Origin of the sequence: Streptomyces sp. NPDC007901, from assembly GCF_042959465.1 — a bacterium.
Lineage (GTDB): Bacteria > Actinomycetota > Actinomycetes > Streptomycetales > Streptomycetaceae > Streptomyces.
The window spans coordinates 65,685-78,130 of sequence record NZ_JBIBKW010000032.1; the positions used below are offsets into that span (position 1 = coordinate 65,685).

Here is a 12,446-nt window from a genome sequence, read left to right on the forward strand (position 1 = left end):
TCGGCGGGGCGCGAGTCCTGGCCGGGGCGGTGGGGAGGGGTCAGCGGGCGAAGGCGGCGAGTTGCTCGCGGATGGTGTGCCGCGGGCGGTCCCCGTAGCCGGAGTGGGTGCCGAAGGTCCGGTATCCGTAGACGAGCGGCGGTGCCGGGGTGGTCCGGGCATGGGTGACCGTGCCGAGCAGCAGCAGGTGGTCACCGCCCTCCACCACCTGGCTCACCTCGCACACCAGCCACCCTGGGGCGGAGCCAAGGCGAGGCAGACCGTGATCGAACTGCCAGTCGACGCCGGCGAAGCGGTCGGTGCCACGGCGGGCGAACCCCAGAGCGAGGTCGTCCTGGGTGCGGGCGAGGACGTTGACGCCGAAGCGTCCGGTCGCGGTGATGTGAGACAGGACTGCGGAACCGCGATCGAGTGCCACGGTGACCATGGGGGGCCGCAGTGACAGCGACGCGAAGGCGCTGACCGTCGTGCCGTGGGGGCGGCCCTCGGCCGTGGCGGTGACGATCGTGACCGGTGCGCAGACGCCTGCCATGAGGTCACGGAATTCCTGCTCACCGAGGACGGGGACCATGGGATCTCCATTCGTCATGATGATTATGGTGATGTTGCATCCCTGTTTCGCACGACGTCAAGAGGTGGGAGGCTATTCGTCATAATGAATCAACGACGACACGACGCAGGATGGACCGACGGTGCCGGCAGACGGCGAGAGCACGCGACGCGAGGAGCAGGACGTGGCCAATGACAGGAGTGCCGACCCGCCGGCACTGCGACGCGCCGACTGGGGGCAGGCGGGGGGCGCGTCGCGTGCGGAAGCGGCGGCCGACCTCGTGGCCGAACTCGCGTCGCGGGTCACCCCCGGGACCCGGCTGGGGACGAAGGACGAACTCCGTGCCCGCTGCGGGGTTTCGGTCGGAACGTTCAACGAGACGCTCCGCCTGCTCCAGACGCGAGGAGTCGTCACCGTGCAACGCGGACCGGGCGGCGGCCTGTTCGCCGCCGAGCAGACCCCGATGGCGAGGCTCGCCCACTCCGTCCTGGCCCTGGACACCTCCCAGGCGGACGTGACCCAGGCTCTGCGCATCCGCAACGCGCTGGAGCCCCTGCTGTGGCAGGACGCCCTGTGGCACGCCTCGCCGGCGGACATCAAGGATCTGCGGCTCCATCTCGAACCGATGGACGCGGCTGTCGAGGCGGGCGATGTCGACGCGTTCGTGCGGGCCAACTGGCGCCTCCACGCCAGAGTCGCCGACATCACCCCGAACGCACTCCTGTGCTCGCTGTACGTGGCTCTTCTGGAGGTGGTCGAGCGGCACGCGCTGGACGTCCGCCCGCAAGGGGGCGTCGCCCTGACGCAGCACATCCGGGACCGGTGCAGGCTGCACGCCGCGCTGGTCGACACCCTCGAAAAACGCGAGGAGGAGGCGTTGATGCAGCTGGTCGCGGAACACGACACGACGACGGACACGACGACGGCCGCCGGCGCGGACTGACCCAGGATCATCCGCGGTCGGACGCGACGACTGCCTGCACGCGTCTTGCATAGGAGGACCATCGTCCTATTTCATCGGTCAGGCGACCAGACCCTGCCGCCGCCTATCTCACACCCCTGTGGAGGCGTGATGTCCCGAACAGAGCCGAGCCTGGAAGAGATCGCAGCAGCGCTCACCGAGCTGCTGCGTACCGAGGAGATCGCCACCCTGGCCGTACTGGACGACGGCGGCTCCCCGTCCGCCTCGGCGATGCACATCGCCGCCGACGGACTGCGCGTCTACATGCACACCTTCGCCCAGACCCGCAAGCGCTCGGAGATGGTCGCCGACGACCGCGTCAGCTATGTTGTCAGCCACCTGCCGTCAGGGGGCTACGACGAACGCTTCGAGACCCGCTCCCTCCAGGTCAAGGGTCGGGCAACGCTGGTGGTCGAGCCGGACGAGATCGCCCTGGCCGCTCGCCTCAGCCGTGAGCAGTTTCCGTGGGCGGCGGACTCGGGCCTGTTCGAGAACGTCAGAGGTCCGGAAGAAGGGCAGCAGGCCTTCTTCCGTATCGATCCCGTTCAGGCCGTGTGGGCGGACCACAGGGTGGGACTGATGTGGCGGACCGTCCTGGACTTCAGCACCGACGGGAGGAGTCTGACCGCCGTGCACCCCTACAAGGAGCTCTTCCTCCCCTCGGACTGAGGCCGATGCCTCCCCCGGGCCGGGGCCGGAAACGGTTCAGTCTCCGACCATCGCCGGCCGACTGCCGATGTGTTCGGCGGCGTCGCGCACGGCTGCGACCACCTCGTCGAGCCGCCGGTCCGGAATCCGGTGTTCCAGGGCGGCCACACTCAACGCGGCCTCCATGGTCCCGGAGGCTCCGCGGACAGGGGCGACGATGCCCAGGATGTCCATCAAGGTGCGCGCGGACGCTGCCGCGCTCGTAGGAGATCCGTACCGGATGGGCCGCCTCGCAGCGCTCCACGCAGATGGCGGCCCCGCCGGCACGACGGGTGAGGAGCACCGTCTCACCGACTGCCGTGGACAGGTTCCTCATCACGGGGAGGGCGATCTCGCTCCAAGGCCCGGTCGGCAGTCGAGTTGCGCTCCCGGTACTGCCCGGTCGGGCCGCCGCCGCCTGTTGTCGTCCTGTCCTGCAGGACGTCGTACGTGGGCAGGGAATGGCCTCCGCCGGGTGCAGCCGTTACCGCGAGCCGCTACTGGACCGGCTGATAGGCGGCGCCACCGTCGTTGAGCAGCCGTTCGGCCTCCGCATAGATCTCCTCGGGCGAGAGGGAGAAGTCGATGGTCTTGCGGAAGGGCTGCCGCACGTCCCGCTCGATACGGAGGTAGACCTCGTTGCGGTTGCCCTCCGGGTCGAAGAAGTAGATGCCGAGGGCGTTGCCGTGCGTCACCTCTTGCTGGACCTCGACCCCTTCCTCCTCGAACCGTCGGTGGAAGACTCGCAGGTCCTCCACGGACTCCACGCGCCACGAGATCTGATGCTGCTGCTTGTCACCGATGCGCGACGTCCGCCCGGTCTGGAGCACGAACTCGTGGTGCTCCTCGTGCGGTCGCGCGCTGAAGAACACGATCCCGAAGTCCTCGTCCTCGTCGGTCACCGCCAGCCCCATGACGCGCTCGTAGAAGTCCCGCATCTTCGGCAGGTCGTACACCCACAGTCCGGTGTGACCGAGTCCGGTGATAGCCATGCTCTACCCCTATGTCTCGTTAAGCAGGACTCTGATCCTGATACACGCAACTAGCGTATGAGTCGCCGTTCACACCGGTCAATGAAGAAGAGGTGCACACCACATGTGCTTTGCGCCTCTGCGCGCGCAGAACGCCTCGACCGCCCGGCACAGCACCAGCCGTTCCGCGTCGGCACCGCACCGGACGAGGTCTTCCACGGAATCCGTGTGGCTGACGGCGAGGTCCGCGTGGCGGGGTACCGCCGCGACGATGCCCGGCCCGTCCATCCCGGACACGAACAGCCGGCCCTGGTCCGCGTCGATGCCTGCGCCTGTGTGGCCCATGAGTCGCTTCTCGTCCGTGAGTCCAGTGGTCGCCCAGACGGGCGAGCAGTGCGGCGAGCCCGGAACTCGCGGAGATGCGCAGCAGCTTCCGCCAGTTCACCAGGGCCGGCACTCCCACCACCACGTCCAGGTCGGGATGGCGCCGGCGCACTCGGCGTGCCCAGTCGATCGCGGTGCTCGCATCGAAGCAGATCTGGGTGATGACGCGTGACGCGGACGGCGCCTTCTGACTCAACGCCAGACGCAACTCGTCGTCACCCGCTGTCTGTACTACAGATAGCTCATCTGCTATACAGAACGCCATATCGAGTCTGTGACTGTCGCATAGATAGTTGGCAATCGTGTTGCCAGTGCGTCACACATGGGCTTGGTCGCATGAAGGAGGCGCCGACGATGCAGTCGATGACCGCTGGAGGCACCTTCCGAGAGCCTGCCTGGCCCGGGTGTCAGCCGACCACCGCCGACTTCACCGTGCCGACGGCATCGTCATACGCAGGCGCGATCGCGAGTAGTCGCTCACTGCCCGAAGCCTTGGACAAGGGGTACACACATGGCAGTCCCGACCCTGCAGGAAGCCATTGACCGAGCCGGTTCTCCCGTCCGGCTGCTCTGGAAGCCGAACGCGCCGCAATGGTTGCCTCCGGTGGTGCCGGCCGAGTTCCGGGGATGGCGCGAGGAACAGGCGGCGGCGTACGAGACCGTGGCCCTTTCCGATCTGTGCCATCACATGGACGACCTCTTCATCGAAGGCCCCGACGCACACCGGCTCCTCTCGGAGCACAGCGCGAACGATTACGCCAGCTTCGCGATCGGCCAGGCGAAACAGATCATCGTGGTCACCGACGACGGATACCTGGTCGGTGATGCCATCCTGAGCCGTGACGGTGCGGAGAAGTTCACGATGAGCGGGGTGCCCTACTCGCTGTCGTGGATCAGGCACCACGGTGCGACCGGTGACTACGACGTCTCGTTCTCGCACGACCCGAACTCGATGACGCGCCGCGGTGCGGATCCGGTCCTGTTCCGGTACCAGCTCCAGGGGCCACACGCCTTGGACCTGGTCGCGCGGGTCTTCGGCGGACCGTTGCCCAAGACGAAGTTCTTCCACGCGACCCCTGTCACGCTCGGCGGCCGCACCTTCAAGGCGTTGCGGCACGGCATGACCGGGCAGCCCGGCTACGAGTTCATCGGCCTGTGGAAGGACGGCGAGTTCGTCAAGGAGGCGCTGCTCGAGGCCGGTGAGTCGTTCGGCCTCGTCCAGGTGGGCGCGCTGGCCTACTCGACGAACGCCTTGGAGAGCGGCTGGATACCGATGCCGGTCGCCGGCATCTACAGCGCACCGGGGCTGCGGAAGTACCGCGAGTCGCTCCCAGCGATGTCCTTCGAGGGGCTGAATCCGCTTCGAGGCAGCTTCTTCTCGGAGAACATCGAGGACTACTACGCGACCCCCTACGAGCTGGGGTACGGCAGGCTGATTTCGTTCGGACATGACTTCGTGGGCCGCCGTGCTCTGGAAGAGGCCCAGCACGACGTGGCGCGCGAGCGCGTCACGCTGGTCTTCGACAAGGTCGACGTGCACCGGGTGTGGGGTGCCGAGCCGGGGTTCCTGGCGACGCAGTCCCGCTACCGCGTGGAGGCGGACGACGAGGTTGTCGGAATGGCCTGCAACACCGGCCACATCGCCCCACTCGGAACCGCCCTGGCGGTGGCGCTGGTCGACAAGAAGTACGCCGTGCCCGGCACGGAGGTGACGTTCGTGTGGGGTGAGCACCCCGGCCCTGACACCGCTCCCGAGGCCGAGCTGGGTTTCGAACGCATCAAGGCGACCGTGCAGCCCGCCCCGTGCAACGAGTACGCCCGCACCCGGTATCGCGCGAACGACTGAGTCGTCCGGGACCAGACAGGCTGCGTCATCGTGTCAGGCGTTCAACCACCGAAAGGTCCATGAGCACATGCAACAGAAGTTGACGCTTTCCCTCGAAGACGCGAAGCGCGTCGTCGAGGCGGCGGAAGCCCATGCGGTCGAGAACGGACTCGCGGTCGCCGTCGTGGCGTCGATGATTCCACGTACGTGCAGTCGGGCGTACGCATGGACGGCGCCGGCCCCATGACGTTTGCTGCGCCTGTCCGGCACCCCCACCGTCGACTGGCCCTTTTACCGGCGCCGCGCCGCCCACGATCACCTGAACTTAGGTGCATCCGCGAACTACGACATGCGGATCTCGACTTCCCTGCAAGGGCGCCGGCGGCGGCCCGACCAACGCCCATAGGCCATAGGCCATAGGCCACGATCCACGGCCGAGTACTCACACGCGCACGAGCCGTGCCAGTGGCATGGCCGTCCGCTCAGGCTCTACTCGCGGCTGGCCTGAACCAGACCGGACTGGTAAGCCCGGACCACGAGCTGGGCCCGGTCTCTCACGTCGAGCTTCATGATGGCGCGCTGGACGTGGCTGCGGACGGTCAGCGGGCTCACGTAGAGCTTCTCCGCGATTTCGTCGTTTGACAGGCCACCCGCCACCTCGGCGACCACCTCCCGTTCGCGCGCGGTGAGTTCGGGAAGCGCATCCGCGCCACGAACGGTGGGTCCCGTGGCCCCGGGCGCGGCGAGGAAGTGGGAGATCAGTGTTCGAGTGGCGGCGGGCGACAGTAGCGCGTCCCCGCCGGCCACCGTCTTGATGCCCGCGAGGAGTTCCTCCGGTCCGATGCCCTTACCAACGAATCCGGACGCCCCCGCGCGGATGGCCTCGGCGACGTACTCGTCGGTCTCGAAGGTGGTGAGCACGAGGACCTTCGTGGTACGCAGTGACACGTCCGAGCAGATCTCGGCCGTCGCCGCCAACCCGTCCAGCACCGGCATGCGGATGTCCATCACCACGACATCGGGGCGGGTCGCGCGGGCCAGGTCGACGGCCTCTTGGCCGTTGGCCGCGACCCCTACGACGTCGAAGTCCTCCTGCAGATCGATCAGCATGCGGAACGTGCCGACGACAAGGGCCTGGTCGTCGGCGAGCAGTACGCGAATAGTCACTGCTGAGGTACCTCCTCGGAGCTCGGGTGCTGTGCCGTCCTGCGCATCGGCAGTCCGAGCGTGACCGTGAAGCCGCCCTCCTCCCTGGGCCCGGCCTGCAGCCGGCCGCCGACGGACTGTGCGCGTTCCCGCATGCCGATCAGCCCGTAGCCTGACACGCGGCCGGGCGGGGATGCGGGGAGGCCGGGGCTGCCCTCGTCGACGACGGTGATCGTCACCCAGCGTCGGGCGTACGCGAGATGCACCCTGGCGCCGGCGGTGTCGGCGTGCTTGGTGACGTTGGTCAGCGCTTCCTGGATGATCCGGTAGGCGGTCAGATCCACACCGGGCGACAACGGCTGCGCTTCCCCCTCCGTGGTGACCTCCACACTCAGGCCCGCGCGCTCGAAGGATCGCAGCAGGTCCGGAAGCTGGGCGAGTCCGGGGGCCGGTTCTCGTGGGGAGTCGGTGTCACCGCGCTGGCGCAGCAGGCCGACGGTCGCTCGGAGTTCTCGCAGCGCTTCGTCGGTGGAGTCGCACAGATTCTCCATCATCTCCGGCGCGCGCTCCGGGTGGTGCCGCATGAGGTACGTGACCGTACGTGCCTGCGTGGCGGCGAGCGCGATGTGGTGGGCGACGACGTCGTGGAGCTCCCTGGCCATCCGGATGCGTTCCTCGGTCACCCGGCGCAGCGCCTCCTCCTCCCGTGTGTGCTCGGCGAGTTCGGCCCGGGCCTCGGCGGCGGCGAGGTACTCGGTGTTGCTGCGCATGGCGTCTCCCATGGCCGCGGGCAGCAGCGTCCACGAGATCAGCCCGATGATGAAGATCTCCCAGGGGAATACGGGGCCGTGGACCATCGAAGCCGCAAGCACCGTCGCAGTGGTCGCGCCTGCTCCGATACGGGCCGTACGTCGATCGGTGCGGAGCGCGAGGAGAAAGAGCGCCGCCAGACACGGTGCCTGGATGAGGGGGTTGAGCTGCTCACCTGCGAGTGCCAGAGACAGCGCGCACACCGTGGTGAGCCCCGTCGTCAGCCGCGGACGATCGCGGTACAGGAGCAAGGACGCGGACCCCAGGGCGCTGACCACCACCGCGAACGTGTCGGGCACGTGCAGATATGTGGGGTGCTCGGGGGGTACGGCGCTCCCCAGGATCCCCAGAGCGAAGGTGGCCACGGCCAGGGCACCGTCCGTCACATGTCGGTGGCGGCGGGAGGTGCTCCCCCAGTCACTGATCATGATGCGTCTCTCCACCGTGTCCCTTGTGTTCCCTGCTCACCGGCATGCACGTTCTCAACCGCGTCTCCGAGCGGGAGCGGCAGGCCGCCCTTTACTCGAGGGCGGCCCACCGCTCCGTTCCCAACCAGTCGGTCAGACGCGGCCCGGCTCCTGCTCGGCCTCATGGATCGCGGCGGCCGGAACCGGCTTGAGGCGGTTCAGCTTCTCACCCTCGACGTCCACGTTCGGCAGGACCTTCCCCAGCCAGCCCGGCAGCCACCAGGCCTTGTCCCCGAGGAGCGCGAGCAGCGCCGGGACGACGGTCATGCGCACCAGGAACGCGTCGAAGAAGACGGCCGAGGCGAGACCGAGCCCCGCCATCTTGATCGTCGAATCGCTCAGCCCGATGAAACCGGCGAAGACCGACATCATGATCACGGCCGCGGCCACGACGATCCTGCCGCTGTGCCGGAGCCCGGTGATGATCGCCTGTCCGGGCCGCTCGCCGTGGACGTATGCCTCGCGCATGCGCGTGACGAGGAAGACCTCGTAGTCCATGGCCAGGCCGAAGACCACGCCGATCAGGAAGATCGGCATCATGCTGGAGATCGGTCCCACGGTCTGCACGCCGAGCAGGTCGGCGAGCCAGCCCCACTGGAAGACCGCCACGATCACGCCGAATGCCGCGCACACCGACAGCACGAAGCCGAGCGCCGCCTTCAGGGGAACGAGGACCGAACGGAAGACCACCATCAGGAGCAGGAAGGCCAGCCCGACGACCACTGCCAGGTAGGGCAGGATCGCGCCGGTGACCTTGTCGGCCATGTCGATGTTCACGGCGGTGGAGCCGCTGACCAGCATGTCCGCGCCGGTGGAGGCCTTGATGTCGTCGGCCTCGTCCCGGATGGTGTGCACGAGGTTCTTGGTCTTGGTGCTGCTGGGAGCGGTCGACGGGGTGGCCGTGAACATGGCCGTGTCGCCCGCCTTGTTGAACCTGGGCTCGGTCACGCTGACGACGCCGTGCGTCGCCTTGAGATCGTCGGCGACGGTTGTGGCCGCGGCCTTGGGGTCGTCGGAGTTCCTGGCGTCCACGACGATGGTGAGCGGACCGTTGAAGCCGGGGCCGAAGGCGTTGGACAGGTCGTCGTAGGCACGGCGCTCGGTGGTGGACGTGGGCTTCGACTCGTCGCCCGGATTTCCCAGTTGGAGATCGAGCGCCGGCACCGCACAGGTACCCAGAGCCACCACACCGAACAGGAGCACGAGCAGGGGCCGGCGGATCACGAAGCGAGCCCAGCGTGTGCTCGGGCTCGGCTTCTCCGGCGTGCGGGCCCCGTCCGCGGGAGTCCGGCCCGACTCGCTCCCCTTGTCCTTCTCGGCCTTCTTGCGCACGGACCGGGGCAGCACGGCGTTCGGGGCGTACCCGATCAGCGCGGGCAGGAGTGTCAGGGCGATCAGCACCGCGACCAGAACCGTGAACGCGGCTGCCAGACCCATCTTGGTGAGGAACGACAGACCGACGACGGACAGGCCGACGAGGGCGATGATCACGGTGAGGCCGGCGAAGACCACGGCGGAGCCCGCCGTGCCGACGGCCCTCCCGGCGGCTTCCTGCGGATCCCTCCCTTCCGCCCGTTCGGATCGGTAACGGGAGAGGATGAACAGGGCGTAGTCGATGCCGACCGCGAGCCCGATCATCAGCGCCAGCGTGGTGGTCGTGGACGAGAAGCCGATGGTGCTGGCGACCGCCGTGATGACGGCGACGCCCGTACCGATGCCGAGCAGCGCGGTGATCAGCGGTAGGCCCGCTGCCACGACGGACCCGAAGGTGATCAGCAGGACGACCGCCGCGACGGCGACGCCGATCCCCTCGGTGCTGCCGGGGGTCGCCATCTGCGACAAGGCGTCGCCGCCGATCTCCACGGTCAGACCGGCGTCACGGGCGTCCTGCGCCGCGCCCTTGAGCGCGGAGGTCGTGGCGTCGGTGAGGTCGCTGTTCGCCTTCGCGTAGTTGATGACGGCGTACGCGGTGGTGCCGTCCTTGCTCACGGAATGCGTCGTGAAGGGATCGAGGGCGCTCTTCACCTGGCTGCCGTCGGCAATCTCGCGCACCGTGTGTTCAATCGCGGCCTTGTTTCCGGCCGCGGTGATCTTCTGCCCGTGCGGCGCGACGAAGACGAGCCGTGCGGTGGCCCCGTTGGAGCTCCCGCTGTTCGGGAAGCGCTGGTCCAGGAGGTCGTAGGCCTTCTGGGACTCGGTTCCGGGAAGGGACATGGATTGCTCGGGCGCGGCCGGGGCCTTGACCGCGCCGAAGACGGCGACGGCGAGTACCGCCGCCCAGAGCAACAGAAACCAGTGTCGTTTGTGGAACGACACTCGGCCCAGTCGATAGAGAAACATGGCCACGAAGGGGGCTCTCCAGTCTGGATCTCAGCAGTGGGCGACGTGCAGGGCCGCAAGGCACGGCAGGCCACCGGGACAGCGTGGAAGCAGTCCACCGCCTGCGCGGAGGCGGGATGCGTGGAGCCATCCTTCGTGCAGCGGCCGCTCATCGGCATCGTCGCTCGGCACGCAATCGCGGTACTGCCGCTGGAGGAGATCCCGCCCGTCCGGCGAGGCTCACATACTGCTTGAGGAGGACATGGTTCGCGTGGACAGGGCTGACGACCGAGGTACGTCGGAGGCGGCGATCACGATGGCAGGCGAGTGGGGTCCGGGGCCGGCCCCGCTGAGCAGTTCCGACGAACGGGTCGGGCCGCCCGTAGTCAACTTGACCTGGTCCCAAAGGACCGGGTTTGGAGGTAGCGCCCAACTGGCTGCTGGGTTGGTTCCTCCGTCCAGACACCCCGTCATGGGGGCTCGGGGCCCAGGCAGCGCAGCAACTGGCGACTGGCGACTGGCGTGTCAATGGCAACACGTCAATCTTGAGGGGCATATCCGTCGGGAGCATGCTTCGAGCCATCCAGGCCTACGAATTCTTGTTGTCGGCTTGAGACCGGTCGTGCGAAGCCGCCCCGCCGACGACGACACAGCGTGAGTGCACGCCCACTATGAACCGCCCGGCGTCGGTGGCGCGGCGGCTTGTTCAAAGGCTGGGCACAACGATGCGTCGGCGAGCTGGGACGGAGATGTCTCACAAAATCACGGATGGGTGGGCAGTCGATGACGGAAGCACCGGAGTTGCCGCTGTACATGCGGCGGGACGGGTTCGGCCCGGCCGGGGAGCTGGCCCGGGCGCGGGAGGACGAGGGTGTGGTGCGACTGATGACGCCGTTCGGCGTGCCGGCGTACGTGATCTGCCGCCACGAGGACATTCGCACGATGCTGTCGGATCCGGTCCGGTTCAGCAGCGCACGCAGCCCGGCCGCGCAGTTCGGCCAGGGTGCGGTGAGCGAGGAAGAGCGGGCTCGGATGCGGGCCGGGTTCATGATCGCGTTCGACCCGCCGGAGCACACTCGGTTGCGGCGCATGCTCACGCCGGAGTTCACGGTCCGCCGGATGCGCAGGCTGGAGCCGCGGATCGTGGAGATCGTCGAGGCGGCGCTGGACGATCTCGAGCGGGCCGGGAAACCGGCGGACCTGGTGCCGAACTTCGCGTCACCGGTGCCGTCGCTGGCGATCTGCGAGTTGCTGGGCGTTCCTTACGCCGACCGCGCCGAGTTCCAGGACCGTGCCGCCCGCTTTTCGGACGTGTCGTTGCCGGACGAGGAGCGGGCCGCGGCGCAGCGGGAGAACCGCGAGTACATGTCGAGTCTGGTCGCCCGCGCGCAGGCGGAGCCGGGCGAGGACATGCTGGGGATGCTGGTACGGGAGCACGGCGACGACCTGAGCAGCGATGAGCTGGTCGGCATCGGGATCCTGCTGTTGCAGGCCGGGCACGAGACCACCACGAACATGCTGGGTCTGGGGACGCTTGCCCTGCTGCGGCACCCGGATCAGCTCGCCATGATCCGCCGGGATCCGGCGCGGGCCGAGCCTGCCGTCGAGGAGTTGCTGCGCTGGCTGACCATTGCGCACTCGCTGCCGCCGCGCCTGGCCACGACCGACGTGGAGATCGCCGGGCACACCATTCCCGAAGGCTCGCTGGTGATTCCCTCGCTGCCCGCCGCCAACCGTGACCCTGCCTTCACCGAGGATCCGGACACCCTTGACATCACCCGGGGTGCCCCCGGCCATGTCGCCTTCGGTCACGGCGTGCACCACTGCCTCGGGGCGCCGCTGGCGCGGATGGAGATGCGCATCGCGTTCCCGGCCCTGCTCAAGCGCTTCCCCGACCTCGCGCTCGCCGAGCCGGACGCCGACCCCGAGTTCCTGGTGTCCAGTCTCTTTTATGGGGTGAAATCGCTACGAGTGACCTGGTGATCCGGGGTGCGGCTGGACCCACCCCGGCACCGGCTCCGAGTACGTCCCCGCCGTCCTGGCCGGGCTCACCTGCGACAGCGACGACGCCACTGGATGCAGCGATCCGCCAACACGTGGAAGGCCCGACCGTTCAGGCGGGTACACCGCTCGGGCGTCGTCGATCGAGATGGCGTTGAAGGGGGCTCCCCGCGTCGAGATGGGCATGCAGCCATTCGCGTCGGTTGTTCAGGGTGCGGGTACCGGTAACCGGATCCACGCCTTGCACCGTGGCATCAGGCCTCCTTCGCCAGGGCTGCGAATGCCGCTTCCTGCACCACGTGCTCCTCCGCATAGCGGTGCTCAC

Annotated in this window: 12 protein-coding genes; 5 read left to right on the forward strand and 7 right to left on the reverse strand. The window is 68.2% G+C overall.

All coding sequences use genetic code 11. The features are described 5' to 3' along the window. Positions 1-40: 40 nt before the first annotated feature. The gene (locus ACFZDK_RS50820; protein ID WP_390049893.1) at positions 41-589 is read right to left on the reverse strand and encodes a flavin reductase family protein; all 549 of its coding nucleotides are present in this window, start codon (positions 587-589) and stop codon (positions 41-43) included. Between the two features lie 145 nt (positions 590-734). Between ACFZDK_RS50820 and ACFZDK_RS50825 the strand changes: the two genes are divergently transcribed. Both ACFZDK_RS50825 and ACFZDK_RS50830 read left to right on the forward strand, forming a co-directional pair. Next, positions 735-1,493: a FadR/GntR family transcriptional regulator gene (locus ACFZDK_RS50825; protein WP_390049895.1), complete on the forward strand. Its 759-nt coding sequence runs from the start codon at positions 735-737 to the stop codon at positions 1,491-1,493. 129 nt (positions 1,494-1,622) lie between these two features. After that, positions 1,623-2,180 (forward strand): pyridoxamine 5'-phosphate oxidase family protein, encoded by a 558-nt coding sequence (locus tag ACFZDK_RS50830; protein ID WP_390984845.1) that lies wholly within the window; start codon positions 1,623-1,625, stop codon positions 2,178-2,180. Between the two features lie 36 nt (positions 2,181-2,216). On the opposite strand, the gene ACFZDK_RS50835 is transcribed toward ACFZDK_RS50830, so the two are convergent. The 3 genes from ACFZDK_RS50835 to ACFZDK_RS50845 all read right to left on the reverse strand — a co-directional run bounded on the left by ACFZDK_RS50835 (position 2,217) and on the right by ACFZDK_RS50845 (position 3,514). Then, the gene (locus ACFZDK_RS50835) at positions 2,217-2,393 is read right to left on the reverse strand and encodes an IclR family transcriptional regulator C-terminal domain-containing protein (protein ID WP_390984869.1); all 177 of its coding nucleotides are present in this window, start codon (positions 2,391-2,393) and stop codon (positions 2,217-2,219) included. Positions 2,394-2,695: 302 nt separating this feature from the next. Next, positions 2,696-3,190, reverse strand: a complete 495-nt coding sequence (locus tag ACFZDK_RS50840) for a VOC family protein (protein WP_390049901.1) — start codon at positions 3,188-3,190, stop codon at positions 2,696-2,698. 78 nt (positions 3,191-3,268) lie between these two features. Further along, complete coding sequence (locus ACFZDK_RS50845; RefSeq protein WP_390984849.1) at positions 3,269-3,514, reverse strand: hypothetical protein; 246 nt, start codon at positions 3,512-3,514, stop codon at positions 3,269-3,271. A 74-nt stretch (positions 3,515-3,588) separates the two neighbouring features. Here ACFZDK_RS50845 and ACFZDK_RS50850 point away from each other — a divergent pair, with 74 nt between their 5' ends. Together ACFZDK_RS50850 and ACFZDK_RS50855 are read left to right on the forward strand one after the other, a co-directional pair. Next, a complete protein-coding gene (locus ACFZDK_RS50850) occupies positions 3,589-3,744 on the forward strand; it encodes a hypothetical protein (protein WP_390984852.1) in 156 nt (51 codons plus the stop codon). A 320-nt stretch (positions 3,745-4,064) separates the two neighbouring features. Beyond that, a complete protein-coding gene (locus ACFZDK_RS50855; protein WP_390984854.1) occupies positions 4,065-5,399 on the forward strand; it encodes an aminomethyl transferase family protein in 1,335 nt (444 codons plus the stop codon). A 468-nt stretch (positions 5,400-5,867) separates the two neighbouring features. On the opposite strand, the gene ACFZDK_RS50860 is transcribed toward ACFZDK_RS50855, so the two are convergent. The 3 genes from ACFZDK_RS50860 to ACFZDK_RS50870 all read right to left on the reverse strand — a co-directional run bounded on the left by ACFZDK_RS50860 (position 5,868) and on the right by ACFZDK_RS50870 (position 10,147). Beyond that, the gene (locus ACFZDK_RS50860; protein WP_390049907.1) at positions 5,868-6,545 is read right to left on the reverse strand and encodes a response regulator; all 678 of its coding nucleotides are present in this window, start codon (positions 6,543-6,545) and stop codon (positions 5,868-5,870) included. Continuing rightward, on the reverse strand, positions 6,542-7,762 hold the full coding sequence (locus ACFZDK_RS50865) for a histidine kinase (RefSeq protein ID WP_390984857.1): 1,221 nt from the start codon (positions 7,760-7,762) through the stop codon (positions 6,542-6,544). The genes ACFZDK_RS50860 and ACFZDK_RS50865 overlap by 4 nt, the downstream gene beginning before the upstream one ends. Before the next feature lie 132 nt (positions 7,763-7,894). Beyond that, positions 7,895-10,147, reverse strand: a complete 2,253-nt coding sequence (locus ACFZDK_RS50870; RefSeq protein ID WP_390984860.1) for an MMPL family transporter — start codon at positions 10,145-10,147, stop codon at positions 7,895-7,897. Positions 10,148-10,903: 756 nt separating this feature from the next. Between ACFZDK_RS50870 and ACFZDK_RS50875 the strand changes: the two genes are divergently transcribed. After that, the gene (locus tag ACFZDK_RS50875; RefSeq protein ID WP_390984863.1) at positions 10,904-12,103 is read left to right on the forward strand and encodes a cytochrome P450; all 1,200 of its coding nucleotides are present in this window, start codon (positions 10,904-10,906) and stop codon (positions 12,101-12,103) included. Positions 12,104-12,446 lie beyond the last annotated feature (343 nt).

Bases quoted from the DNA above. Each gene is read 5' to 3' on its own strand.
- ACFZDK_RS50830 (WP_390984845.1), top strand. From the start codon at position 1,623: ATGTCCCGAACAGAGCCGAGCCTGGAAGAGATCGCAGCAGCGCTCACC.
- ACFZDK_RS50875 (WP_390984863.1), top strand. From the start codon at position 10,904: ATGACGGAAGCACCGGAGTTGCCGCTGTACATGCGGCGGGACGGGTTC.
- ACFZDK_RS50850 (WP_390984852.1), top strand. From the start codon at position 3,589: ATGCGCAGCAGCTTCCGCCAGTTCACCAGGGCCGGCACTCCCACCACC.
- ACFZDK_RS50855 (WP_390984854.1), top strand. From the start codon at position 4,065: ATGGCAGTCCCGACCCTGCAGGAAGCCATTGACCGAGCCGGTTCTCCC.
- ACFZDK_RS50835 (WP_390984869.1), bottom strand. From the start codon at position 2,393: ATGGACATCCTGGGCATCGTCGCCCCTGTCCGCGGAGCCTCCGGGACC.
- ACFZDK_RS50840 (WP_390049901.1), bottom strand. From the start codon at position 3,190: ATGGCTATCACCGGACTCGGTCACACCGGACTGTGGGTGTACGACCTG.
- ACFZDK_RS50845 (WP_390984849.1), bottom strand. From the start codon at position 3,514: ATGGGCCACACAGGCGCAGGCATCGACGCGGACCAGGGCCGGCTGTTC.
- ACFZDK_RS50820 (WP_390049893.1), bottom strand. From the start codon at position 589: ATGACGAATGGAGATCCCATGGTCCCCGTCCTCGGTGAGCAGGAATTC.
- ACFZDK_RS50865 (WP_390984857.1), bottom strand. From the start codon at position 7,762: ATGATCAGTGACTGGGGGAGCACCTCCCGCCGCCACCGACATGTGACG.